Here is a 22,790-nt window from a genome sequence, read left to right on the forward strand (position 1 = left end):
GTGCCTATTTCCACGAGAGGGTGACGCGTGCGGGGTCGACCTTCTTCAGTGGCTCGGCGACGACGACCTTGCTGAAGTCGGGCATCGCCGCTCCCGGAGGATGGTTGCCGCTCTCGAGGCGCCATGCGGAGTGAGTCTTGAGGATCTCGATCAGCCGATCGTCGAGACGCACCCGGTAGACATAGTCGGCCCAGATGGGAGCGAGGTCGTCTCGCTTCATGCCGACCGCGTCCGCCACCACCGTGATCGCTTGGTCCTGATGTGCCTTCACCCAGACCTCGGCATCGATCAGTGCGGCGATGAACTTCTCGACCACCGCAGGGTTGGCATCCAGATAGGTCCTCATGACGACGATGTTGAACGTCTCGGAGTAGGTGCCCGTTGTATCGAGCTCAGCGACGGCTTCGCCCAGGGCCTTCTTCGCGTTTGCGATGTGGGGTTCCCAAGTGTCGATCGCGTCGATGCTTCCGGCTGCAAGTGCCGGCAGCATTTCCTGCGGCCGCAGGTTGACGAGGGTGACATCCTTGGCAGTCAATCCCGCCGACTTCAGCAACGTCGCCGTGTAGACCTCGCTGCCGGTGCCGGCCGTGAATCCGATTCGCTTGCCGCGAAGCTCTGCCTTGGTCTTGACGCCGGCCTTGGCCGCGACGACCGTCTTGAGGTCGGAATATTCCATGCCGGCGACGAAGGCGATGGGTTGGTTTGCCATCGCCGAAGCGGTGACCGGCGCCTCCGCCGTCGTCGCGATGTCGGCGCCGCCCCCGATCACGGTGTCCAGGCACTGCTTGCCGGACGTGAAGTTCGAGACCGTGATGTCCAGTCCGTTCTTTTCGAAAATCCCCTTCGATTTGGCGACGATCGCAAGGCCGGAGATCGGTCCAAGGTTTTGCGCCAGCCGGGCTTTGAGCAATTCCGCGGCCGAGGCGCAGCCCGGACCGATGGCAACGCAGCAAAGCGCGGCATAGCCGGCAATTGCCGCGATTGGGCGGACGGTGTTCCAGTGCATGACGATCTCCCCTCGCGCCGCGCCCGGCGGCAGCCCCGATGTGCTCGCGGATGCCGCCCTGAACGGCCCCGCAACGGACTCCCGCGTCCTCCCCTGGGCGATCGCTTGAGGATCGGCCCGTGCTGGGCATGCTCACCCGGCGCTACGGTCGCGGGAAGCAATTAATCGACACGGCCTTCGGGGGCGGCCGGTCCCGCGCCTCCGCTCGAGGTGACGCGCGGTGGGCGGCCGGAATAATGTCCGTCGTGACGGGTTCGTGTCAGAGGGTCAAAGACGGGCCAGCCAAGAGCAATCGCAGGACCAAACGGGAGGATAGGATGAACTTTATTGCCAGAGTCATCGTACCAGCAGGCGCTGCGCTCGCGGTCTTCGCAAGTCCATCGGTGCTGGCGCAGTCAGCCGATATGACCTTCTTCGTGACCTCGAGCGGGCCGGGCAAGGGTGCCGATCTCGGCGGCCTGGAAGGGGCCGATGCGCACTGCCAGAAGCTCGCTCAGGCCGTCGGCGCCGGCGCCAAAACCTGGCGCGCCTATCTCTCGACCCAGGCCGCCGACGGCAAGCCGGCCGTCAACGCGCGCGACCGCATCGGCAAGGGGCCGTGGCAGAATGCGAAGGGCGCGGTCATCGCCAAGGATGTTGCCGAGCTTCATGGCCCCGCCAACAACCTGACCAAGCAGACGGCGCTCAGCGAGAAGGGTGAGGTCTCCAACGGAGTCGGCGATACGCCGAACCGCCACGACATTCTCACGGGGACGCAACCCGACGGCACTGCATTTGCCGCCGGCGACGACAAGACCTGCAAGAACTGGTCGTCCAGCACGCAAGGTACTGCGGTCGTCGGCCATGCCGACCGGCGGGGCCTGCGTGACGACGAGCCGTCGAAATCGTGGAACAGCTCGCACCCCTCGCGCGGTCCCGATGGCGGCTGCTCGCAGGCCGATTTGAAGAGCACGGGTGGCGACGGGCTGCTGTATTGCTTCGCGGCGAATTGAGGCGCGGAACACCGTCCACCGTTATCGAGTTCGTGGTTGCGTGCTACACTTGCCGCAACGCAATCACGGACTGTTTCCATGAAATACGAGCTCTACTACTGGCCCGAGATTCAGGGCCGCGGCGAATATGTGCGGCTGGCGCTGGAGGAGGCGGGTGCGGCCTACGTCGACGTTGCGCGCGGCGCGCGCGGAACGGCCGCGATGATGAAGATGATGGACGCGCATGAGGGCACGCCGCCCTTCGCGCCGCCATTCCTCAAAGCCGGCAAGCTCGTCATCGGCCAGACCGCCAACATCCTGCTCTATCTCGGCGCCCGCCATGCCCTCGCGCCGAAGACGGAAGCAGGCAAACTCTGGGTGCACCAGCTCCAGCTCACCATCACCGACCTCGTGCTGGAGGTTCACGACACCCATCATCCACTTGGGCCCTCGCTCTATTACGAGGACGCGCGGCCTGCGGCGAAGAAGCGCACGGCCGAGTTCTGGAGCGAGCGCGTGCCGAAATATCTCGGCTATTTCGAACAGCTGCTCGCCGGCAATGGCGGCACTTACGTCACCGGCCGCCGGCTGACCTATGTCGACCTCTCGCTGTTCCAGATCGTCGCCGGGCTGCGCTATGCCTTCCCCAGGCGCATGAAGGCGTTCGAGGCAGACATCCCGGGCCTCGTCGGCCTGCACGACCGCGTCGCCGCGCGACCGAACATCAAGGCCTACCTTGCGAGCGAGCGTCGCATTGCCTTCAACGAGCAGGGCATCTTCCGGCGCTACAAGGAGCTCGATAGTTAGCCGGTCCGGAGGGAGGCTGGCGGCAGCCCCCGTTCCGGACCGGCCGTTTCGGGCGCGATCAATCGCCCGAACGCGTCGTGGCTCCCGAGCGCCCGTGAGCGCTCCGGACCAGATCGATCGTTTGCATCGTCGGGGACGGGAGCGAGGTCATGCTCGTCAGGGCAGGGGGGCTTGCAGAACATCGTCGCGTCTCCCGTTCACGTGGGTGCGGGCTCCCTCTAGCGGGCTTCGGTTGCGGCGACGTCAGTCGATCGGAGGAGGGCAGGCGCTTTTCCCTGGAGTTGCACGGGACAGAGATGCGCGCTCACCACACGCCGGGTAGCAGACGGTAGCGCACCCGCATCGCATAGTCGGCATAGCCCGGCAGGCCCTCGCGCAGCGTGCGCTCCTCGATGCGGATTCGGACTGCTAGCAGCGCGAGGAAGAGCGGCTCCATCGCAAGACCCCACCACGAGCCCAGCAGCAGCGGGACGCCGGCGAAGAACAGGATCATGCCGCTGTACATGGGATGGCGCACATGCGCGTAGGGCCCCGTCGAGATCACGTGCTGCGCGCGTTCGGCTTGCAGCTTCACCACCGGCGCGGCGAACGAGTTTTCGCGGAACACCCACATCGTGAACAGCGTCGAGGCGAGGAACAGCACGAGGCCGAGGACCTGCAAAGCGAGCGGCATGCCGGAGGCAAGCTGGCGCCGGTCGAGGCCCATCGCGACCAGCCAGGCCAGTATCGCGAGCACGAACACGGCGATGAACGCCTTGTCGGCGGGCGGCTGGTCTTTCTGGATGACCGGACGGAGACGCTCGGCGAGCAGCGCCGGATCAAGCCGGTAGAGCCACCAGCCGCAGAGCGGGCCGAGTAGCGCGGAGGCGATCAGCATCACCCAGGCGCCGGGCCACTGCAGCGTGCCGGCGGACGCGAACAGCAGCGCGCCCGTCGCGACGACGAAGACCGTGTTCTGCAACAAGAGCCGTGCGATCATGCGCAGGTCCCGGGGCAATCCCGCGCCATATTGACCCGGCTATCCGGCAAAGATGCGGCCGGACACGCGAAAAGCCCGATCGACCGGATCGGGCGCTTCAACTTCGGCAGGCCGGATCAGGCGAGCTGATCGATCCGCGTGCCCTGACCCGGCGGCAGCGGCACGGGCGGCTGCGGCTTGTAGGTCGGGTCGGTGTCCTTGGTCTTGGCCTGATCGTCCTGCTGCTTGGTCGTGTCGTAGCTCGGGACCACGATCGCGATCGGCGGCGGCGCAACGGTAGAAACGCTCATCCACAAATCCTCACACATGGAAACAATTGAGTCTGTCCTGCGAGGAGCGAAATTTCCCTCAAGCCAATCGTTAAAATGCGAGGGATCTGGTGCGGTGGGAGGCGTCTTCGCGCCTGTCATTGTGCAATTTCAACGGGCGCCAACTCTCTCATCCGTCATTGCGAGCGCAGCGAAGCAATCCAGTCTGTCTCCGCGGAGGGACTCGCAATGACGGAGTATGCAGCGGGCGACGTTACGACACACGCGAGTCGCGCCTGCGGAAAGCGCGAGGCCTGCGGCAGACGCGCCGGCCTACTCGTCCTTCGGACGCGTGATCGCGATCGAGGCTTCCGTCTTGGTGCGCGAGCAATCCATGTTGAGGCGCTTGAAGCGCATCGACACCTTGTCGCCACGGAGCAGGCCCATGCGCTTCAGGCAGCGCGTCGCGCCTTTCGCGGTGTCGTCCTTCGGCACCGTGAAGATGATCGCGGCCGCGGACGCGACGAGGTCATAGAACTGCGGCGTCGGCTTGCGGTCGCCCTTGGCATAGAGCTCGTTGGAATAGTTTTGCCCCTGCGCGCGGCAGCCGAGCGAGAGCTCCTTCGCCGCCGGGTGGGTGAGGTAGATGATGTTGGCGGCCTTGAAGTTGACCTTCAGCCTGTCGATGCCGCTCGCAAGCTGCTTTGCGATGTCATCGCACTGGTCCGCGCGGGCAGGCGAGGCGAGGGTCACAAGGCCGGTGATGGCGGCGGCGACCAGGATCGCGCCGCGGACGTTCGGTTCGAAAATCATGATGAAAAGCCCCTTAGGGCGCGCATTCAACCTTCGTCGCGCGCCGAGCGCAAGGGGTGGACGCAAGGCCTGCCGGGCACGATCATCACCGCCTGCGGGCGGCCGACGGTGACCGAAAAAGGGCCGTCATGACGTCGAATCGGGATGCCCCGACCGCGCCGGAACGCCTTCCCTTTACGGCAAAAAAGCTTAGAACGCTTCTATGCCAGGGGCCCGCGCGAGGGCTCCAAAACCCCGAGATTCGCTCCATGAACGCTCCCACCGCCTTCCCCGACCCCGCAAAGCCCGTTCCGCCCTACAAGCACACCCCGCTGTTCCCGTTGGGCAAGGACGAGACGCCCTACAAGAAGATTTCGTCCGAGGGTATCCGGGTCGAGAAGGTCCTGGGCAAGGACATGCTGGTGGTGTCGCGCGAGGCGCTGCGGGCGCTGTCGGAGGCGGCTTTCGGCGACATCAACCATTACCTGCGCCCCGGCCATTTGAAGCAGCTCCGCGCGATCCTGGAGGACGGCGAGGCGAGCCCGAACGACAAGTTCGTCGCGCTCGACTTCTTGAAGAACGCCAACATCGCGGCCGGCGGCGTGCTGCCGATGTGCCAGGACACCGGCACCGCGATCATCATGGGCAAGAAGGGCTGCAACGTCATCACCGACGGTGACGACGAGGCCGCGCTGTCGGAAGGCGCGCGCGATGCGTACCTGCGCCGCAATCTGCGCTACTCGCAGGTCGCGCCGCTCTCGATGTACGAGGAGAAGAACACCGCCAACAACATGCCGGCGCAGTGCGAGATCTACGCCGAGGGCGACGACGCCTACAAGTTCATGTTCATGGCGAAGGGCGGCGGCAGCGCCAACAAGAGCTTCCTGTTCCAGGCGACGCCTTCCGTCCTGACCAAGGACCGCCTGCTCGCGTTCCTGAAGGAAAAGATCCTCACGCTCGGCACTGCGGCGTGCCCGCCCTATCACCTCGCCATCGTGATCGGCGGCACCTCGGCCGAGCTGTGCATGAAGACGGTGAAGCTTGCGTCGGCCCGCTATCTCGACGCGCTGCCGACCCACGGCTCGCCCGACGGCAACGCCTTCCGCGACGTCGAGATGGAGAAAGAGATCCACAAGATGACGCAGTCGCTCGGCGTCGGCGCTCAGTTCGGAGGCAAGTATTTCTGCCACGACGTCCGCGTGATCCGCATGCCGCGCCATGGCGCCTCGCTCCCGATCGGGCTCGGCGTGTCCTGCTCGGCCGATCGCCAGGTGCTCGGCAAGATCACCAGGGACGGCGTCTATCTCGAGGAGCTCGAGCACAACCCGGCGCAATATCTGCCGCAGGTCGAAGAGGCGCTCGGCGGCGAGGTCGTCAAGATCGACCTCAACCAGCCGATGAAGGACATCCTGGCGACGTTCTCGAAATACCCGATCAAGACGCGGGTCTCGATGACCGGCACCATGATCGTGGCGCGCGATTCCGCCCATGCCAAGCTGCGCGAGCGGCTGGAGAAGGGCGAGCCGCTGCCGGACTATTTCAAGAACCATCCGGTCTACTATGCCGGTCCCGCCAAGACGCCCGAGGGCTACGCCTCCGGAGCGTTCGGTCCGACCACCGCGGGCCGCATGGATTCCTTCGTGGACCAGTTCCAGGCCGCGGGCGGCTCCATGGTGATGGTGGCCAAGGGCAACCGCGCGCCGGCCGTGCGCGAGGCCTGCAAGAAATATGGCGGCTTCTATCTCGGCTCGATCGGCGGCGCCGCGGCGAACCTCGCCGAGCATTGCATCAAGAAGGTCGAGGTGCTCGAATATCCCGAGCTCGGCATGGAAGCGATCTGGCGCATCGAAGTCGTGGATTTCCCGGCGTTCATCATCATCGATGACAAGGGGAACGACTTCTTCAAGGAGTTGAATCTGGGCTAGCTCTTCACCTCTCCCCGCTTGCGGGGAGAGGTCGGACTTTGCGCGTCGCGCAAAGTCCGGGTGAGGGGGACTCTCCACGAGTCCAACTGTCACCGTCCTCGCGGAGACTCCCCCTTACTCCAACCCTCTCAGCGCGAGCGAAGCTCGTCGCGTCCCCGCAAGCGGAGCGAGGGGGAAGAGTTCAACTGCAATTCGTGACCTGGTTGGAGCACAGCGAGCGCCACCAGCCGCGGACGCCGTCGTGGCTCTCGACGAGGCCCCAGAGACCGCTGCAAGCGAGCAGGCGCTTGGGGCCGCCGTCGGTATCGATCGCGCCGCCGAGCTCGCGCTGGGCGGGCATCCATTTGGCATCGACGAAGGGCGCCTGGAACAGTCCGCCCATGCGCGTGGCGCCGTTGGCATAGGCGGCGCCGACCTTGTTGGAGGCTACCCAGCCGCGCCCGGCATAGGGCTTTGGCGCGCTGCGCGGATATCTCTTGTCGTCCTCGTAGTCCTTGCCCGGCGGCTTGGCGCCTTCGATCAGAAACCAGCCGTCCTTGAATCCGATGATGCGGAATTCGGTCAGCCAGCCGCCGTCGGGCGTGTTCTCGCTGCCACCGAGCTTGAGCCGGTAGGGCGGCGGCAGCGTGCCGAGCACGCGCGTCTTCACTGACGGCTCGGCGCGCACGTTGAGACCGCTCGGGTCCTTGTCGATCGACCAGGCGCCGAGATCGCAGGGCTCGGTGCCGTCGAGCAGCGACGAACGCTTGGCGGCGAGATCGGCGTGCAGTTTTGCGAAATCGGTGTCGTCGTTGTCCGGGTCCGGCCCGGTGCGCGGCTTCAGCTCGGCTGAGACGGCGCGCGTCGCATCCGGCGTCAGTGTGACCACTAGCGCCTGGCGTGCGGCGAACACGCTTGCGGGCGTCTTCGGATCATTCGATGTCGCGGGATAAACGGCGAGGTAACCGGTCGAGCCGTCGGTCCGATAGGCGGTGCCGGCCACAAAGCCCGCCGGCACCATGGCGAGCGCGCTTGCGCGCCACGCCGGTTCGGTGTCATCCGCGCGCGCTGCTTGTGTGACGACGCACAGAATCGCCGCCGCGATGAAACGGAGCACGCGCATGGCTGCGTGGCCTTACGCCCGCGCGCCCGTGAACGGGAAGCTGCCCATCGGGCCGATTCCCATCTCGCCGCTGATGCTGTCGCCGGAGACGGTGCCGTTGAATTCGAGCGTGAGCGGCATCGGTTTGTCGATCGAGACTTTCCAGGAGACGTTGTCGCCAGAGACGGTGCCGTCGAAGATCTCGGCGGAGTTACCTTCCGCAATCTGCGCGCCCGTGAGCGTGCCGCCCGCGGCCTTCAGGCTGAGCGTCGAGTTGCGCTCGCCCATCGGCGTCGTCATGGTCAGATTCCAGTTGCCGTCTACGGCCATTCCCGTCTCCCGAACAAATCCCGGCGGGCCGCGACGATCCGCGGCCAGTCCTGAGCGAGCCTATAACCCAACTCGGCGCGCCTGCCTAACGCTGCATTGGAGGCATTTAGGCGCGGGCCGCGGCGCGCCGGCGGCTGGTGACGATGAGCCGGAGCACGACATACTGCACGGCAAAGGCGAGGATCTTGGCGCCGCCCGCGACCACCGTGATGTAGAACGCCCACAGCTTCAGATCGCCCGTAGCGGCGACCGCGATCATGCCGGCGCCGATCACGAACATCAGCGCCGCCCAGGCATAGCCCGCAGCGGTGACATATTCCGGAACGGTCTCAGCGACGATCGGCGGCATGTAGCGCAGCATCCAGCCGCGCTTGAGCATGATGGCGCCGATCGCGAAATGCGCGATCGAGGGCTTTGCCAGCATGAAGCGGGGATCATTGGTCAGTAGCGTGACCGTGCCCAGCACGACGACGAGCGCGAGGCTTGCATAGGTCATGTAGTTGAGCTGCTGCCCCTTGACGCGGGCGTAGATCACCTGCGCGATCGCACCGGCAATCGCCACCGACGTTGCCAGGACGACGTTGTCGGTGATGAGGTAGACGATAAGGAAGACGATGGCGGAGAGGAAGTCGGAGGCGAGGCGGGCGAATACGTCCTTCATCGTCGATCCTGTTCAGCGGGCGTTGGGCAGCGCGGCGGCCGGCGTACCGTACTTGATCTGGCGATACTCGGGATACCATTTTGTGAAGTAGATCGCGCTGTTGCGGGCGGCGAAGGCGACCGCAAGGCTCGACCAGAGCGGCAGGCCGGGGACGTAGAGCAGCACGAGATTGGCGGCCGCCATCAGCAGCGCCGCCGCGGTCCAAGCGCCGGTGATGACGTAATTGGCATAGAGAAAGCCGGGCATCGCCGCGGTCTCGGCCGGGACCGATTCAATCGCATATTGCAGGGTGAAGGGACGGCGAACCAGCATCGAGCCGAGCGAGATGACGAAGATGCCAACATCGACCGACAGCTTGATGCCGAGCGTGCCGAGCGCGGGGTCGATCAGCGCGAGGTAGAGGCCGATCGCGGCGAACTCGATCGCCGAGCCCGCAGCCAGGATCTTCACCGAGCGGCCCTGCGCCACGTCGATGGCCACGGTGGCGAGGCAGATCGCGGAGGCCGCGAAGACGCTGACCGTGGCCGACGTCACCAGCATCAGGAAGGTGTAGGCGCCGTAGGGCGCGAGGATCAGGAAAATCGTCATGGGCCGCCTCGGTCGAGCCGATCTTTACAATGGAAAGATTACTACTTCAGGGGCGCGCGTGGGTCAAGCAATATCTTTACAGTGTCAAAATCACGTAGGCGACCTCCAAAAGATGAAGGCCTGCAACGACTTGGTCCGATGCCTCCGCGGCCAATTCCGCCCAGGGCAGGCGCGACAGGAGCGGCAGCGCGCACCCGGTCATGAAGCCGGCGGAGAGCAAGATGCCGCCGTTGAAGGTGCCATGGCTGCCCCGCCACAGCCAGGTCATCCAGAGTGCGAGCGCGGCGCAGGCCAGGGCGAGGACGGCGAGACAGTCGGCGGTGATCGAGGGCATGTGCATGGGAAACTCCTCTTTCCGTCATTCCGGGGCACGCGAAGCGTCGAGCTACGATGCGCAATTGCGTGTTTGAGGATCCGTCGAGCCGCAGAGCACGCGGTGAAATGGATTCCGGGTTCGCGACTTCGTCGCACCCCGGAATGACGGCTACGCCGCTCCCACCCAATTGCCGTGAAAGCCGTCGGGTACGCGGTGACCGAGCTGCACCAATGCGGCGGGGCCGGCCTCGATGTCGGTGGCGTTGAACACGGCGAGGTCGCTGCGGTTCTCCCGCGCGCGCCACACCACGGCGAGCAGCCAGCCGTCGCCTTCGGCTGCATCGCTCGACCGTTCGACGAACACCGGCTCGGAGATGGTGTCGCCGGCCGGCAGCAGATAATGGCCGAGCCGTTTGCCGTTGCCGTCGACATGGACGATGCCGGACAGCGCGCCGAACATCGGCAGTTTCGGATTGGCGCAGGCGTACCAGCCGTGACGGCTCTTCAGCCCGGCGCGGCGATCGTCGATGCGCGGGAATTCGCCGGTGAGGTCGTCCAGATACGTCTGCTGGAAGCGATCGGTATTCCCCGAGAGATCGAAGGTCCAGCGGCAATGGCGGGCGCGCGATTTTTCCGGATCCGTCGGCCGGCCGTCGGGATGCGGAAACAGCGGCGCTTCCTCGAACTGCATGACGTCGGCGACGATGCGGTTGCCTTCCTCCCAGGCATTCATGATGTGGAAGACGTAGCAGGCTTCACCGCGGAACCAGACGATGTCCTTGGCCGTGCCGTTGCGCTTCATCACGCCGACATAGGCGCCCTTGTCCGGCTCCCAGGCATAGGGCGGCCGTCCGCTCATCGCGCGCTCCATGCTGCCGACGATGGGAAGGATCGGAAACAGCACATGGTTCGCGGTGACGATGAAGTCGTGCACCATGCTGGCATAGGGCGCCTCGAACCGCTCGAAGCGCGTCGCCTTGCCGCACGCATCGATCGATCCGAAGGAGAGGGCAGGCGTCAGCGGTCCCGCGGCGTTGTAGCCGAAGAACAGCATCTCGCCGGTGACCAGATCGATCTTCGGATGCGCCGTAAAACTGCCGGCGATGCGGCCCTGATAATTGTGATAGCCGCGCGTGGCCAGCGTGCCCGGCTCGATCTCGGTCGGCAGATGCGCTTCTTCCAGCGCCAGCAGCTTGCCGGCGTGGAAGATGATGTTGGTGTTGGCGACGCCGCCGTCGGTGAGATCAGCCGGGGCATCCGGCAGCTTGCGGCCGAAGCCGCCGAACAAAGCGCGGCCCGCGTCGTGCTCGGCGAGCCATTTCGGCGTGCGGACCCAGCGGTTGCGGTAGCTGGCGCGGCCATTCTCGAGGTGGAAGGCGTGCAGCATGCCGTCGCCGACGAACCAGTGCGCGCCGGGCGCGTCGAATTGCGGATTGGGGCCGTTGCGAAAGAGCGTGCCGTTCAGCTCGCGCGGCAATTCGCCGATGATCTTGAGGAAGGGCGCGTCGGCCTCGAATGGAATCGGCGCGATATTGTTGCGGCGCTCGGCGATGGCGTCGTGCTGCACGGCGTGCCCCCTTATCTTTACATCGTAAAGATCAATTAGCCGCGTCGGCAGTTCTGGTCAAGTGAAATCTTTACACTGTCAATATTGCGTCATATAGCTTGCAAATGGCCAAGACCGACACCAAAGGCGAAACGGCGCGAAGCTCGCGTGCCCCCAGAAGAACGACGTCGACCGCGGCATCGCGCCCGGTGCGCCGTGCGGCGAGTGCGAAGACGGAGGCGCCGTATCATCACGGCGCGCTGCGCGAGGCGCTGCTCCAGGCCGCCGAACGGGTGCTGGAGCGCGACGGGCTTGCGGGCCTGACGTTGCGCGCGGTGGCGCGCGAGGCGGGTGTATCGCATGCTGCGCCGACCCATCATTTCGGCGATCTCACCGGCCTTCTCAGCGAGCTCGCGGCCGTCGGCTTCCGCCAGTTCAACGCGGCGATGGCGTCAGCCTGCGACACCGCGACCACGCCGCTCGCGCGCGCGCTGGCGCGGCCGAAAGCCTATGTCGCCTATGCGCAGGCCCATCCCGGCATGTACGGCATCATGTTCCGCACCGAGCGGCTCGACTATTCCAGGCCCTCGCTGCACGAGGCTGCCGAAGCCTCCTTCGCCGGACTTGCCAACGCCATCGGCGCGATGCGGCAGGAGCAGATCAGCGGCGACGCGCTGACGCTCGACCAGGGCGCCGCGATCGCGCGCGCCTGGTCGATGGTGCACGGCTTCACCACGCTGCTGCTCGACGGGCGGCTCAAGGATATTTTGGAGCGGCTGCCCGAGGGGACGACGGCCGAACGGCTGCTTGAGGTGATGCTGACGGCGCCGATTACAGCGAAGTTGCCGACATAGCGCCTTCGATCGGGCGCAGCCCCTACCGCATCGTCGCGAGCTCGACGGCGCGGCCGCGCGTGCCGATGACCTTCACCTCGTCCTTGCCGCAGGTGAAGCCGCGGGCGAAATCGTCCGCGGCCTTGCGCGCGAGCTCATTGGCGTTCGGGTTGGCGATCGCATCGACATAGGCGACATGGCAGACCGGGCCCGGCGGCAGCCGTGTCACGACCAGCATGGCCTTGGTGTTCGGCCGTCCCTGCTTGTCGGGATCGCTGCCGTCGGCGATGTGCCAGCGCTGGATGATCGCAAACGGCTTTTGGCCGGCGGCGCGCCACTCGACGGTGGTCTCGGATGAATTGAACGGGGCGAACCAGGTCTTGGCCGCCGGCTCCTCGGCCGCTTCCTTGCGATTGCGCCCGACCGAGACGATCTCGCGAAGATCGTCCTCGGCGATCAGCACCATCAGGCCATCTTTGCCGGGACACATACGCGTCGTGCTGCCGTCGAGCTCGCTGGGCTTTCCGAGCTGGCGGCAGTCCTTGGGCGCCGTCGAAGTGTACGTGCTGCCCACGGATTGGGCGTTTGCGCCACCAAGGACGGTGCACATCAGCAACACGGCCAGGCACGTTGTGGTGATGCGGGTCATCATGAGGCTTTGATGCATCGGGAACTCCGTACCATCAGACGTCTTGATTGTGGGCAAGGTTCAAACAGGCCTACCTGAGACCTGACAACGGCGCGGAATCGTTCTAGAAGAGCGGCTTCGCTTGGGCCCGTCCGGCCTTGTTCGCGTCCTCGTTCTCCAGATCATGCCAGCCATTTCGTCGAACAAACCTTATCGCGTCGGCCGCTCCAAGACCGGGCTCGGCCTCTTCGCCACCAAACCGATCAAGAAGGGGACCCGGATCATCCGTTATTTCGGACCGATCCTGGACTCGCGGATTCCTGCGCACGACGAGATCGAGAACAAATATCTGTTCGAGCTCAACGGCCGCTGGACCATCGACGGCTCGGTGCGCAAGAACCTCGCCCGCTACATCAACCATTCCTGCCGGCCCAACGCCGAGTCCGACGTTCGCCCGCGCGAGCGCAAGGTCTTCATCCGTGCCATCAAGAACATCGAGCCGGGCGACGAGATCAACTACGATTACGGCACCGACTACTTCAAAGCCTATCTGAAGCCGATCGGCTGCAAATGCGCCTCCTGCGAGACCAAGCGCAAGAAGCTGCGCGCCGAGGAGCGGGCCGAACGCGCCAAGGTGAAGGCGCGCACGGAAGCCAAGGCCAAGAAGGCAGGCGCCAAGGCCGTCAAAAAGAAGAAGCTCAACGGCCACGCCGTCGGCAAGGCCAACGGGAGCGCGCGGGCGTAGCCGTTCATCGCGGTGTCATGCCCCGCGAAAGCGGGGGCATCCAGTACGCCGCGGCTTCTCCGTATCCCTCAGGCGGCTCTGGAATACTGGGTCGCCCGGCTAAACCGGGCGACGACAGCAGCGGATGCGGCCTCACGCCGCCACGACGCGTCCGCTCTTCCGCAATCCCACATATTGCAGCTCGGCGAACACACCGGTGGCGATCGCCTGGGCCACGACCATGAGCTCGCCCGCGATGTTCGGCGAGACCGCGCCCGAGAGCAGCAGCGCGATGCTGCCGACCGTCCAGGCCGCGTTGCCGACCACAACGAGCAGGACGAGCGGCTTCGGCACCGCGGCGCGCGCGGCAAGCCAGCCGACCAGCGCGGTGTAGGCGATCAGGAACAGGCCGGTCTCGCGCAGCAGCGCTTCGGGCAGGTTGAACAACGTTGCGAAGGCGCCTGCGCCGAAAGTGAAGCCGAGGGCGGTCGCGCCGCTGAAGATCGCGTCGGCGAGCAGGGCGCGACGCAGGAAGGTGGATGCGTCAATCATCGTAGGTCTCCTTGCTTGGGTTGGGCTTGGGGGTGGAATCTTGGGGTGGAATTCAGCGCAGTCCGCGCCACCAGGCGCTGAGCAGGCGGGCGATGCGGAACGGGCAGAGGCTCCTGCCGACGCCGTGCTCGAAGGCGAGCACCTGTGCGACCACATAGTCGCCGGTCGAATGCACCAGCGGCTCGGGCATGTTGAGGCTGCGCGCCAGCATGCGGGTGGCGAGCGCCATGGCCCAGGGAACGAGGTGGTCTGCAACGGTCCGGTAGAGCAGCAGCGCGATCATGGTCATCTCCTGTGCTAGGGAAGATGCGCCGCAGCGACGCCGAATTCGATTACCTCGCAGGTAAGCGGGGCGGCTCTGCGGCTCTTTCGGCCTGGAGATCGACGAATGGCGGAGCCTGCCTTGACGCGATCAGGCTTCTTGGATTGATTGGGCCATCCGACCGCCGTCGTCCATCCGGCGTCGGCAATTGTACGCATCCATGTATCTCGGCATCGATCTCGGCACCTCGGCGGTCAAGACCGTTCTCGTCGACTCCGCGCAGCGCGTGATTGCCAGCGAAAGCCGGCCGCTCGCGACCGCTTCGCCGCGGCCCGGCTACTCCGAGCAGGATCCCGCGCAGTGGGTCGAGGCGACCTTCGCCACGCTGGATGCCTTGAAGGCGACGCATGCCGGCGCGTTGGCCGTGGTCGAAGGCATCGGACTGTCGGGCCAGATGCATGGCGCCACGCTGCTCGACGCGAGCGCAAGACCGCTGCGGCCTTGCATCCTCTGGAACGACGGGCGGTCCGTCGCCGAGTGCCGCATCCTGGAGCAACGCTGGCCCGCCTTGCGCGCGACGACGGGCAACAAGGCGATGCCCGGATTCACCGCGCCGAAGCTGCTCTGGATTGCGACGCACGAGCCCGAGGTTTTTGCAGCGACGAAACGCGTCCTGCTTCCGAAGGCCTATTTGCGCCTGGTCCTGACGGGCGAAGCCGTCGAGGATGTCTCGGACGCATCGGGCTCGCTGTGGCTCGACGCCGCGCGCAGGGACTGGTCGGATGCAGCACTGGCCGCGACCGGCCTGTCGCGCGATCACATGCCGCGTCTGGTCGAGGGCTGCGCGCCCGCGGCAACATTGCGCAGCGAACTCGCGCAACGCTGGGGCATGGTCAGACGGCCGAGCTTCGCGGGCGGTGCCGGTGACAATCCGGCGGGTGCCGTCGGCATTGGCGCGATCAGGGCGGGAACCGCGTTCATCTCGCTGGGAACCTCGGGCGCCTTGCTGGCGCCGACGAGCAGGATCGCTGCCAACCCGGATCGCGGGGTGCATACGTTCTGCCACGCCATCCCCGGAATGTGGATTCAGGGCGGCGCGATTCTCTCCGCGGCCTCCTGTCTTGCCTGGATCTCGCGCTTGTTCGGCATTGCCGAGGCGGAATTGCTGGCACCGCTTGGGTCGCGCCCGCAGATGCCCTCGCCGGTGAGCTTCTTGCCCTATCTGGCGGGTGAGCGGACGCCGCACGACGACCCCGTCGCGCGCGGCATGCTCGATGGCTTGAGCCACGGCACCGATCGCGAGGCGATCGTGCAGGCCGTGCTCGAGGGCGTTGCCTTTGCGCTCGTGGATTGCCGGGACGTGCTCGCGGATGCCGGCATTACGGTCGCGGAAGCCGATGCCATCGGAGGCGGTTCGCGGTCCCGGTTCTGGTTGTCGGTGCTGGCAAGCGTTCTGAATGTTCCGATCCATCGCTTTGCCGAAGGTGAAACCGGAGCGGCGTTCGGTGCGGCAAGATTAGGGCGTCTTGCTGTCACGGGTGAGGCAATCGACGCCGTCTGTACGCCGCCGCGACGCATCGAGACGTTCGAGCCTGAACGCGTGCTCGTCGATGCCTATGCCGATCGGCTTCCCGCCTGGCGCGAACTTTATCGGCCACGCCGCTAGCGCCGTTTCGATTTCGCTTTCCCGTCGGTTCGGTATTGCCCTGTGCCGCGGCGTTTTGTTTAATGCGCGAACCGCGCTGAGAAAACGAGACGCGGGTGGGAAACGCATTGTGCGTCGGGAGGCACGATGAACGATCCGATCCTCGAGATGCGCGGGGTCTCGAAAAGCTTCTTCGGCATCAAGGCGCTGCGTGCCGTCGATCTCACCGTCTATCCCGGCGAAATCCATGCCCTGATGGGCGAGAATGGCGCCGGCAAATCGACTCTGATGAAGATATTGTCAGGCGCCTACCGGCCCGATCCGGGTGGAGAGATCCGCATCGAAGGCAGGCCGGTGCGGATCGAAGGCCCGCTCGGCGGCCGCGCCGCGGGCATCTCCATCATCTATCAGGAGCTGTCTTTGGCTCCCAATCTCAGCGTCGCGGAGAATATTTATCTCGGCCGCGAGATCTCGCGCTCGGGCCTGCTGGCGCGCGGCGCCATGCGCCAGGGCGTCGGCCCCATCCTGGAACGGCTGGGCGCGGACTTCCAGCCATCGACATTGGTGGCGCATCTGTCGATGGGCCAGCGCCAGCTCGTCGAGATCGCGCGTGCGCTGCACGCGAGGTCGAAAATCCTGATCATGGATGAGCCGACCACCGCGCTGTCGGCCGGCGAGAGCGAACGGCTGTTCGCGCTGATCCGTCAGCTCCGCGCCGAGGGGCTCGCCATCATCTACATCTCGCATCGCATGGACGAGGTCTACGCGCTCGGCGACCGCGTCACCGTCTTGCGCGATGGCCGTCTCGTGGGCTCGCTCGACAAGCCGGAGATCCGCGCCGATACCATCGTGCGGCTGATGGTGGGGCGCGACGTCTCCTCTTTCTACAAGAAGGACCATGACCCGGAGGCGGGGCGGGGACACCCCGTGCTCAGTGCGATCGACATGTCTGACGGCCAGCGCGTCAAGGGCTGCTCGCTCACCGTGCATGCCGGCGAGGTGGTGGGGCTTGCCGGCCTGATCGGTGCCGGACGCACGGAGCTTGCGCATCTCATCATCGGCGCGGCGGCAAAAACGTCGGGCCGTCTCGAACTCGAAGGCCGCCCGATCGACATCCGCACGCCCGGCGAGGCGCTCGAGGCCGGCATCGCCTATCTGACGGAGGACAGGAAGGCGCTCGGCCTGTTTCTCGACATGTCTTGCCTTGACAACATCAATCTCGCGGTGCTCGGGCGCGATGCGAAACTTGGCTGGTTCCTGGATGGTGACAAGGCGCGCGAGCGCGCCGACAGGGCCTTCGCGGGGCTCAGCATCCGCGCGGCCAATGTCGGCGTCCCGGCCGGGGGCCTGTCCGGCGGCAACCAGCAGAAGGTGCTCTTGTCGCGGCTTCTCGCCATCGCGCCAAAGATCCTGATCCTCGACGAGCCGACGCGCGGCGTCGATGTCGGCGCCAAGTCGGAAATCTATTCGATCATCGACAATCTCGCCAAGGCCGGTACCGCGATCCTCGTGATCTCGTCCGACCTGCCTGAGATCATTGGCATCTGCGACCGCGTCATCGTGATGCGGTCGGGACATATCGCAGGCGAGGTCAGCCGAACCGAGACGGCGCCGCTCAATCAGGAGGATATCATGGCACTTGCTACGGGGATGGAGCATCTCGATGCCTGATAACGGATCGACGCAGGCGAAGGCCGCCACGGCAAACGGCCTGGCCGCCGCCCAGGAGACCAGGCGTCAGCGCATCAGGCTTCTGATCCGCGCGGCCGGCATGCTGCCGGTGCTGCTGCTGCTATGCGCCGGCTTTCACTACCTGTCGGATGGCCGTTTCTTCACCGGACAGAATCTCGGCATCGTCTTGCAGCAGGCCGCCGTCAACACCGTGCTTGCCGCGGGCATGACCTTCGTCATCCTGACCGGCGGCATCGATCTCTCGGTCGGCTCGATCCTGGCGGCGTCCGCGATGGCCGGCCTGACGATCTCGAAACTGCCGGAGCTCGGGGCGCTGTGGCTGCCGGCCGCCGTTCTCACCGGCCTCGGCTTCGGTGTCGTCAATGGCGCGCTGATCGCGCTGTTGCGCCTGCCGCCGTTCATCGTGACGCTGGGCTCGCTCACCGCCGTGCGCGGTCTGGCGCGGCTGCTCGGCGCCGACACCACGGTGTTCAATCCTTCCATTCCCTACGCTTTCATCGGCAACGGCTCGCTGACGCTCGTTCCCGGCGTCGCTTCGATCCCGTGGCTCTCGGTGATCGCTTTGCTCGTCATCCTCGTCTCGTGGCTGGTGCTGCGCCGGACCGTGCTCGGCGTGCACATCTACGCGGTGGGCGGCAACGAGAGCGCGGCGCGGCTTGCCGGCATCAAGGTCTGGGCCGTGCTGATCTTCGTCTACGGCGCATCGGGGCTGCTGGCCGGACTTGGCGGCGCCATGCAGGCGGCGCGGCTCTATGCGGCCAACGGCCTTCAACTCGGCCAGTCCTATGAACTCGACGCCATCACCGCCGTGATCCTCGGCGGCACCTCGTTCGTTGGCGGTATCGGCTCGATCTGGGGCACGCTGGTCGGCGCGCTGATCATCGCGGTGCTTTCGAACGGCCTGATCCTCACCGGCGTCTCGGACATCTGGCAATATGTGATCAAGGGCCTGGTGATCATCGGCGCCGTGGCGCTGGACCGCTATCGGTTGCAAGGCTCGGCCAGAACCTAAGGGGCTCGGCCAGAACCTGAAAGGTGCGGCGCGCAGCTGAGCGCGGGTGGTTCGATGTGAGATTCCGGTACGGCAACTGGTCAGCCGTGCCGGAGATGAAGACAGACCAGGGAGGAAGCCAATGTTGAAGACGATCACGCTTGCCGGCGCCGCGACGGTGCTAGCCCTAAGCACCGCGCCGTCCTTCGCCAAGGAGCTCAAGTCGATCGGCGTTTCGCTCGGCTCGCTGGGCAACCCGTTCTTCGTCGCGCTGTCGAAGGGCGCCGAGTTCGAGGCCAAGAAGGCCAATCCCAATGTGAAGGTCACCACGGTCGGCTTCGAATACGACCTCGGCAAGCAGGTCACCCAGATCGACAATTTCATCGCCGCCGGCGTCGACCTGATCCTGTTGAACCCCGGCGACCCCAAGGCGATCGGACCGGCAATCAAGAAGGCGCAGGCGGCGGGTATCGTCGTCGTCGCGGTCGACACCGCGGCCGAAGGCGCCGATGCCACCGTGACCACGAACAACGTCCAGGCCGGCGAAATTTCCTGCCAGTACATCGTCGACAAGCTGGGAGGCAAGGGCGACGTCATCATCGAGAACGGGCCGCAGGTTTCCGCCGTGATCGACCGCGTTGTCGGCTGCAAGAACGTCTTCTCGAAGAATCCCGGCATCAAGGTGTTGTCCAACGACCAGGACGGCAAGGGCTCGCGCGAGGGCGGCCTCACCGTTGCGCAGGGTTACCTGACCCGCTTCCCCAAGATCGACGCCATCTTCGCCATCAACGATCCGCAGGCGATCGGCACCGACCTCGCAGCGCGCCAGCAAAACCGCACCGGCATCGTCATCACCGCGGTGGACGGCGCGCCCGACATCGAGGCCGCGCTGAAGGATCCCGCATCGCTACAGATCCAGGCTTCCGCGTCACAGGATCCGTTCTTCATGGCGCGGCGCGCCGTGCAGGTCGGTGTCGGTATTCTCAATGGCCAGAAGCCGGCATCGACCGTCGAACTTCTGCCGTCGAAGCTTGTGACCCGGGACAATGTCGCCGAGTACAAGGGGTGGACGTCGGATCGGTCGCAGTAGCCATTCTGCATCTGTCGCGGGACTTATCGGCTGGTGGCGCTCGGACGGTGCAGGCTGCGCGTTCGAGGCCACTGTGGGCGCGCCGGAAGACGGCCCAGGAAATGCCCGGCAATGGTCTTGCATGACCATTGCGCGGACATCGACGCTCGTCGGCAATCCCGCGATTTCAGGAACTCAAGCGCCAATTCGATTACCTCGCGGGTAATGGAAGGGCTGAAATCCGCGTGCTAGGTTTTCGACCATGAACGCACATGCATCCACGGCGCACGCCGAACGCAGCCAGCCTATCCATATCGGTGACCATTTGCGGGAATGGCGTCAGCGTCGCCGCATGAGCCAGCTCGATCTGGCGGGCGAGGCGGAGATTTCCGCGCGGCATCTGAGCTTCGTCGAGACCGGCCGCGCCGCGCCCTCGCGCGATATGGTGCTGCGGCTCGCCGAACGTCTCGACGTGCCCTTGCGCGAACGCAACGTGCTGCTGGTCGCCGCCGGCTTTGCGCCGGCGTTTCCGCAGCGCGCGCTGGAGGATCCCGCCTTGAAATCAGCCCGCCAGGCGATCGACCTCGTCCTCAAGGCACACGAGCCCAATCCGGCGCTCGCGGTGGACCGGCACTGGAACCTGGTCTCCGCAAACCGCATGGTGGCGCCGTTGCTCGACGGCATTCCGCAGCGGCTGCTCGGCCAACCGTTCAACGTGCTGCGGCTCGCGTTTCATCCCGAGGCGCTGGCGCCGCGCACGGTCAATCTCGCGGAGTGGTGCGGGCATCTGCTGGAGCGGCTGCACCGGCAATGCGAGGCAACGGCCGATCCGGAGCTGATCAAGCTCTACAACGACCTGAAGAGCTACCCGATCCCGGCACGCTCGGCGCCGCTGTCGAGCGACAATGTCGCCATCCCCTTCAAGCTGCGCCACAACGGCGAGATACTAAGTTTCTTCTCCACCACCATGGTGTTCGGCACGCCCGTGGACATCACCCTGTCGGAGCTTGCGCTGGAGACGTTCTTTCCGGCCGACGAGCGTACCGCGGAGCGGCTGAAGCAGATGGCAGCAGCTATGACATAGCGCTCTTGCCTCGGGCCGGGTTCGGCCTATCTTTGGGCGAACCCTTAAAGTGCCCGAAGGAGGCGCCTGACATGAGCACGCTGAAACCGCTCCAGATCGACGTCGTCTCCGACGTGGTGTGCCCGTGGTGCTATATCGGCAAGCATCGCATCGAAAGCGCGCTGGCGCTCGTGCCCGACGTTCCGGTCAAGCTGAATTTCCGCCCCTTTTTCCTCAATCCGTGGGTGCCGCGCGAGGGCATCAGCCGCGAGGCCTATCTCACCCAGAAGTTCGGCTCGGTCGAGGCCTATAAGGGCATTGCGGGGCGCGTCGTCGCGGCCGCGAGCGAAGAGGGCCTCGTCTACAAGCCGGAGCTGGTCGCACGTCAGCCCAACACGACCGACTGTCACCGCCTGATCCTCTGGGCGGAAGCGATCGGCAAGGCGCCCGAGATGAAGCAGCGCCTGATGGAGCTCTACTTCCGCGATGGCGGCGACCTCACCGACGTCAACGTGCTGGTGCAGGCGGCCGCCGATGTCGGCCTCGATGCCGACGACGTGCGCAAGCGCCTTGCCACCGACGAGGACGTCGCGCGCGTCTCGGCCGACGCGCAGGAAGCCTCCGAGAAGGGCATCTCCGGCGTGCCGACCTATGTCTTCGCGCAGAAATACGCCGTCTCCGGCGCGCAGGACCCGAACCTGCTCGCCCGCGCCATCCGCCAGGTCTCGGCGGAGATCAACGCGCAGGCGGCGGAGTAGGTTTCGCTTATTTGCGGAGGCGGCGGACCACGCGTCGCGTGGCCTCGTGCGCGGCGTTGAGGCCGACCAGTGCTGCGTGAACGAGCGGCACGACCGGATCGTTCCGCCGCAGCGGAATCAGCACGTCACCGATCGCAAAGCGCCCGCGCCAGATCGGGTTGATCATGGGGTGGTCGGCGCTCGCGGTGGAATCCGCGCTGGCGATGGCGGGGTCGGCGCAGAGGCGACGGGTGAGGTCGAGCGTGAGCTGCACGCCCGGCGAATATCTTGCAAAGCGTTCGTCGATGCCGAGCTTGAAGAAGAAGGCGCGGTCCTGATGGCGCAGCACGATGCCGGCGGCGACCGGAATCGTGCCGGCGCGCAGCGTGACGATCTCGCACTGCGCGGACTCTGCCAGCGCCGGCACCGCGCGGCGGATGAAGGTCGCATCGCCCGCATGCTGGATCAGCGCGGTGCCGCGCTTGCCCTTCCAGCCGCTGGCTTCGAGCTGCAAGAATGTTTCGAGTGCGGGCCCGATCTCGTCAGGCCGGCGCGCGACCTCGAACACGACGGGGCCGTGCTCTTCGAGACGATGGCGCTGGCGACGCAGCTCCTTGAGCTTCCTGGCGCCGAGCGCTTCGCGCAGCAGCGTCTCGCCGTCCTGCGTAGCATCGAGGCTGGCGCGGATGTAGGAGCTGAGAACACGCGGCTTCAGGCCGTCGCGATTGAGAGCCTGTTTGAGCGACGCCATGGCCGCGCCGTCGAGCGCGACGTCGTTCAGCACGAGCGCATGCGCGCCGGTCTCTCGCGCCTGCTGCAGCAGACGCGTCGCCGCCTCGATCGGAGCGCCGCGGTCGATCAGCGGGCTGCACAGCGTGCCATAGGGATGCGCGCTCACCAACGCGGGCAGGGGAATCTTCCATGCCCGCCACAGCGAGATCACCGGCATCAGCCCGATCAGTCGCGTCGAAGATCCGTCCAATGCGGGCAGTGCCGAGGCCCCCGTGCGGCCGCGCGCGGTCGCGCTGACGGCGAGCTCCCATGCGGGCAGGTAATATCCGTTCGGCTCGACCGCCCGCTGCGCGAGCGCGCGCCATTGGCCGGCTTCAATTGCATCAAGCGGGACGAGCGCGCGCGTCGTCGTGGCATGCTTTGCCGATGCCGGATTGATCGCTGCCTGGTGCGCGATGTCGACCACGTCCCGTCGTCCCCGTTCACGCGGGCTGAGCCCGGGTTACGCGGTCATCCTTAGCGCAAAGATTGGAAAATCCCGTTGGGATACCGCTTCAATTCGAGCGGTAGTGTTAACGTCTCGTTCAGCATCCGGCGGCAGCCGCCGGATGCG

The 22,790-nt window shown here is 65.8% G+C and carries 25 protein-coding genes; 11 read left to right on the top strand and 14 right to left on the bottom strand.

Features of this window, described 5'->3' with window-relative positions; all coding sequences use genetic code 11:
* Window positions 1-4 precede the first annotated feature (4 nt).
* The gene (locus EI171_RS18340; RefSeq protein WP_161534339.1) at window positions 5-1,006 is read right to left on the bottom strand and encodes an NrtA/SsuA/CpmA family ABC transporter substrate-binding protein; all 1,002 of its coding nucleotides are present in this window, start codon (window positions 1,004-1,006) and stop codon (window positions 5-7) included.
* Between the two features lie 317 nt (window positions 1,007-1,323).
* Here EI171_RS18340 and EI171_RS18345 point away from each other — a divergent pair, with 317 nt between their 5' ends.
* Together EI171_RS18345 and EI171_RS18350 are read left to right on the top strand one after the other, a co-directional pair.
* A complete protein-coding gene (locus EI171_RS18345) occupies window positions 1,324-1,998 on the top strand; it encodes a hypothetical protein (protein WP_028173306.1) in 675 nt (224 codons plus the stop codon).
* Between the two features lie 78 nt (window positions 1,999-2,076).
* Window positions 2,077-2,784, top strand: a complete 708-nt coding sequence (locus EI171_RS18350) for a glutathione S-transferase (RefSeq protein ID WP_110116568.1) — start codon at window positions 2,077-2,079, stop codon at window positions 2,782-2,784.
* Between the two features lie 304 nt (window positions 2,785-3,088).
* Here the strand turns inward: EI171_RS18350 and EI171_RS18355 are convergent, their stop codons facing one another.
* The 3 genes from EI171_RS18355 to EI171_RS18360 all read right to left on the bottom strand — a co-directional run bounded on the left by EI171_RS18355 (window position 3,089) and on the right by EI171_RS18360 (window position 4,824).
* Window positions 3,089-3,763 (bottom strand): isoprenylcysteine carboxylmethyltransferase family protein, encoded by a 675-nt coding sequence (locus tag EI171_RS18355; RefSeq protein WP_011088543.1) that lies wholly within the window; start codon window positions 3,761-3,763, stop codon window positions 3,089-3,091.
* A 116-nt stretch (window positions 3,764-3,879) separates the two neighbouring features.
* Window positions 3,880-4,053, bottom strand: coding sequence for a hypothetical protein (locus tag EI171_RS44775; RefSeq protein ID WP_165448166.1), 174 nt, complete (start codon window positions 4,051-4,053; stop codon window positions 3,880-3,882).
* Window positions 4,054-4,344: 291 nt separating this feature from the next.
* On the bottom strand, window positions 4,345-4,824 hold the full coding sequence (locus EI171_RS18360; RefSeq protein WP_097532186.1) for a hypothetical protein: 480 nt from the start codon (window positions 4,822-4,824) through the stop codon (window positions 4,345-4,347).
* A gap of 248 nt (window positions 4,825-5,072) precedes the next feature.
* Here EI171_RS18360 and EI171_RS18365 point away from each other — a divergent pair, with 248 nt between their 5' ends.
* Entirely contained in the window at window positions 5,073-6,728 is a 1,656-nt protein-coding gene (locus EI171_RS18365; protein ID WP_060908192.1) for a fumarate hydratase, read from the top strand.
* A gap of 181 nt (window positions 6,729-6,909) precedes the next feature.
* Here the strand turns inward: EI171_RS18365 and EI171_RS18370 are convergent, their stop codons facing one another.
* From EI171_RS18370 to EI171_RS18395, 6 genes are all read right to left on the bottom strand, one after another.
* A complete protein-coding gene (locus EI171_RS18370; protein WP_161534340.1) occupies window positions 6,910-7,830 on the bottom strand; it encodes an SH3 domain-containing protein in 921 nt (306 codons plus the stop codon).
* Between the two features lie 12 nt (window positions 7,831-7,842).
* A complete protein-coding gene (locus tag EI171_RS18375) occupies window positions 7,843-8,139 on the bottom strand; it encodes a hypothetical protein (protein ID WP_161534341.1) in 297 nt (98 codons plus the stop codon).
* A gap of 106 nt (window positions 8,140-8,245) precedes the next feature.
* Window positions 8,246-8,800: an inner membrane-spanning protein YciB gene (locus tag EI171_RS18380; protein ID WP_161534342.1), complete on the bottom strand. Its 555-nt coding sequence runs from the start codon at window positions 8,798-8,800 to the stop codon at window positions 8,246-8,248.
* A gap of 12 nt (window positions 8,801-8,812) precedes the next feature.
* Window positions 8,813-9,388 (bottom strand): hypothetical protein, encoded by a 576-nt coding sequence (locus EI171_RS18385; protein WP_028173311.1) that lies wholly within the window; start codon window positions 9,386-9,388, stop codon window positions 8,813-8,815.
* A gap of 76 nt (window positions 9,389-9,464) precedes the next feature.
* A complete protein-coding gene (locus tag EI171_RS18390) occupies window positions 9,465-9,728 on the bottom strand; it encodes a hypothetical protein (protein ID WP_161534343.1) in 264 nt (87 codons plus the stop codon).
* Between the two features lie 144 nt (window positions 9,729-9,872).
* Entirely contained in the window at window positions 9,873-11,270 is a 1,398-nt protein-coding gene (locus EI171_RS18395) for a carotenoid oxygenase family protein (protein WP_161534344.1), read from the bottom strand.
* Window positions 11,271-11,374: 104 nt separating this feature from the next.
* Here EI171_RS18395 and EI171_RS18400 point away from each other — a divergent pair, with 104 nt between their 5' ends.
* Window positions 11,375-12,103, top strand: coding sequence for a TetR/AcrR family transcriptional regulator (locus EI171_RS18400; protein WP_028173314.1), 729 nt, complete (start codon window positions 11,375-11,377; stop codon window positions 12,101-12,103).
* 22 nt (window positions 12,104-12,125) lie between these two features.
* Here EI171_RS18400 and EI171_RS18405 read toward each other — a convergent pair whose 3' ends face one another.
* A complete protein-coding gene (locus tag EI171_RS18405; protein ID WP_371740543.1) occupies window positions 12,126-12,731 on the bottom strand; it encodes a hypothetical protein in 606 nt (201 codons plus the stop codon).
* Window positions 12,732-12,894: 163 nt separating this feature from the next.
* Here EI171_RS18405 and EI171_RS18410 point away from each other — a divergent pair, with 163 nt between their 5' ends.
* On the top strand, window positions 12,895-13,455 hold the full coding sequence (locus EI171_RS18410) for an SET domain-containing protein (RefSeq protein ID WP_011088531.1): 561 nt from the start codon (window positions 12,895-12,897) through the stop codon (window positions 13,453-13,455).
* A gap of 132 nt (window positions 13,456-13,587) precedes the next feature.
* Here the strand turns inward: EI171_RS18410 and EI171_RS18415 are convergent, their stop codons facing one another.
* Window positions 13,588-13,986 (bottom strand): hypothetical protein, encoded by a 399-nt coding sequence (locus EI171_RS18415; protein WP_161534345.1) that lies wholly within the window; start codon window positions 13,984-13,986, stop codon window positions 13,588-13,590.
* A gap of 52 nt (window positions 13,987-14,038) precedes the next feature.
* Complete coding sequence (locus tag EI171_RS18420) at window positions 14,039-14,269, bottom strand: hypothetical protein (protein ID WP_082757092.1); 231 nt, start codon at window positions 14,267-14,269, stop codon at window positions 14,039-14,041.
* 199 nt (window positions 14,270-14,468) lie between these two features.
* On the opposite strand from EI171_RS18420, the gene xylB reads away from it, so the two are divergent.
* The 6 genes from xylB (at window position 14,469) to EI171_RS18450 (ending at window position 21,466) form a co-directional block, all read left to right on the top strand.
* Window positions 14,469-15,914, top strand: a complete 1,446-nt coding sequence (gene xylB, locus EI171_RS18425; RefSeq protein WP_161537033.1) for a xylulokinase — start codon at window positions 14,469-14,471, stop codon at window positions 15,912-15,914.
* A 126-nt stretch (window positions 15,915-16,040) separates the two neighbouring features.
* Window positions 16,041-17,564 (top strand): sugar ABC transporter ATP-binding protein, encoded by a 1,524-nt coding sequence (locus EI171_RS18430; protein ID WP_097532180.1) that lies wholly within the window; start codon window positions 16,041-16,043, stop codon window positions 17,562-17,564.
* Window positions 17,557-18,597: an ABC transporter permease gene (locus tag EI171_RS18435; protein WP_011088527.1), complete on the top strand. Its 1,041-nt coding sequence runs from the start codon at window positions 17,557-17,559 to the stop codon at window positions 18,595-18,597. Before EI171_RS18430 ends, EI171_RS18435 begins: the two co-directional genes overlap by 8 nt.
* A 121-nt stretch (window positions 18,598-18,718) precedes the next feature.
* Window positions 18,719-19,666, top strand: a complete 948-nt coding sequence (locus tag EI171_RS18440; RefSeq protein ID WP_028173320.1) for an ABC transporter substrate-binding protein — start codon at window positions 18,719-18,721, stop codon at window positions 19,664-19,666.
* A 241-nt stretch (window positions 19,667-19,907) separates the two neighbouring features.
* Window positions 19,908-20,729 carry a helix-turn-helix domain-containing protein gene (locus tag EI171_RS18445; RefSeq protein ID WP_028173321.1) on the top strand — a complete coding sequence of 274 codons (822 nt, stop codon included), beginning with the start codon at window positions 19,908-19,910 and terminating at the stop codon, window positions 20,727-20,729.
* A 71-nt stretch (window positions 20,730-20,800) separates the two neighbouring features.
* Window positions 20,801-21,466, top strand: a complete 666-nt coding sequence (locus EI171_RS18450) for a DsbA family oxidoreductase (protein ID WP_110116557.1) — start codon at window positions 20,801-20,803, stop codon at window positions 21,464-21,466.
* Between the two features lie 7 nt (window positions 21,467-21,473).
* Here EI171_RS18450 and EI171_RS18455 read toward each other — a convergent pair whose 3' ends face one another.
* Window positions 21,474-22,643, bottom strand: coding sequence for a GNAT family N-acetyltransferase (locus tag EI171_RS18455; protein WP_161534346.1), 1,170 nt, complete (start codon window positions 22,641-22,643; stop codon window positions 21,474-21,476).
* Window positions 22,644-22,790 lie beyond the last annotated feature (147 nt).

Origin of the sequence: Bradyrhizobium sp. LCT2, from assembly GCF_009931255.1 — a bacterium.
Taxonomy (GTDB): Bacteria; Pseudomonadota; Alphaproteobacteria; order Rhizobiales; family Xanthobacteraceae; genus Bradyrhizobium; species Bradyrhizobium diazoefficiens.

Excerpts from the sequence above, each read along its gene's own strand:
- EI171_RS18340 (WP_161534339.1), bottom strand. The coding sequence starts at position 1,006 with ATGCACTGGAACACCGTCCGCCCAATCGCGGCAATTGCCGGCTATGCC.
- EI171_RS18345 (WP_028173306.1), top strand. The coding sequence starts at position 1,324 with ATGAACTTTATTGCCAGAGTCATCGTACCAGCAGGCGCTGCGCTCGCG.
- EI171_RS18350 (WP_110116568.1), top strand. The coding sequence starts at position 2,077 with ATGAAATACGAGCTCTACTACTGGCCCGAGATTCAGGGCCGCGGCGAA.
- EI171_RS18355 (WP_011088543.1), bottom strand. The coding sequence starts at position 3,763 with ATGATCGCACGGCTCTTGTTGCAGAACACGGTCTTCGTCGTCGCGACG.
- EI171_RS44775 (WP_165448166.1), bottom strand. The coding sequence starts at position 4,053 with ATGAGCGTTTCTACCGTTGCGCCGCCGCCGATCGCGATCGTGGTCCCG.
- EI171_RS18360 (WP_097532186.1), bottom strand. The coding sequence starts at position 4,824 with ATGATTTTCGAACCGAACGTCCGCGGCGCGATCCTGGTCGCCGCCGCC.
- EI171_RS18365 (WP_060908192.1), top strand. The coding sequence starts at position 5,073 with ATGAACGCTCCCACCGCCTTCCCCGACCCCGCAAAGCCCGTTCCGCCC.
- EI171_RS18370 (WP_161534340.1), bottom strand. The coding sequence starts at position 7,830 with ATGCGCGTGCTCCGTTTCATCGCGGCGGCGATTCTGTGCGTCGTCACA.
- EI171_RS18375 (WP_161534341.1), bottom strand. The coding sequence starts at position 8,139 with ATGGCCGTAGACGGCAACTGGAATCTGACCATGACGACGCCGATGGGC.
- EI171_RS18380 (WP_161534342.1), bottom strand. The coding sequence starts at position 8,800 with ATGAAGGACGTATTCGCCCGCCTCGCCTCCGACTTCCTCTCCGCCATC.
- EI171_RS18385 (WP_028173311.1), bottom strand. The coding sequence starts at position 9,388 with ATGACGATTTTCCTGATCCTCGCGCCCTACGGCGCCTACACCTTCCTG.
- EI171_RS18390 (WP_161534343.1), bottom strand. The coding sequence starts at position 9,728 with ATGCACATGCCCTCGATCACCGCCGACTGTCTCGCCGTCCTCGCCCTG.
- EI171_RS18400 (WP_028173314.1), top strand. The coding sequence starts at position 11,375 with ATGGCCAAGACCGACACCAAAGGCGAAACGGCGCGAAGCTCGCGTGCC.
- EI171_RS18405 (WP_371740543.1), bottom strand. The coding sequence starts at position 12,731 with ATGACCCGCATCACCACAACGTGCCTGGCCGTGTTGCTGATGTGCACC.
- EI171_RS18410 (WP_011088531.1), top strand. The coding sequence starts at position 12,895 with ATGCCAGCCATTTCGTCGAACAAACCTTATCGCGTCGGCCGCTCCAAG.
- EI171_RS18415 (WP_161534345.1), bottom strand. The coding sequence starts at position 13,986 with ATGATTGACGCATCCACCTTCCTGCGTCGCGCCCTGCTCGCCGACGCG.
- EI171_RS18420 (WP_082757092.1), bottom strand. The coding sequence starts at position 14,269 with ATGATCGCGCTGCTGCTCTACCGGACCGTTGCAGACCACCTCGTTCCC.
- xylB (WP_161537033.1), top strand. The coding sequence starts at position 14,469 with ATGTATCTCGGCATCGATCTCGGCACCTCGGCGGTCAAGACCGTTCTC.
- EI171_RS18430 (WP_097532180.1), top strand. The coding sequence starts at position 16,041 with ATGAACGATCCGATCCTCGAGATGCGCGGGGTCTCGAAAAGCTTCTTC.
- EI171_RS18435 (WP_011088527.1), top strand. The coding sequence starts at position 17,557 with ATGCCTGATAACGGATCGACGCAGGCGAAGGCCGCCACGGCAAACGGC.
- EI171_RS18440 (WP_028173320.1), top strand. The coding sequence starts at position 18,719 with ATGTTGAAGACGATCACGCTTGCCGGCGCCGCGACGGTGCTAGCCCTA.
- EI171_RS18445 (WP_028173321.1), top strand. The coding sequence starts at position 19,908 with ATGAACGCACATGCATCCACGGCGCACGCCGAACGCAGCCAGCCTATC.
- EI171_RS18450 (WP_110116557.1), top strand. The coding sequence starts at position 20,801 with ATGAGCACGCTGAAACCGCTCCAGATCGACGTCGTCTCCGACGTGGTG.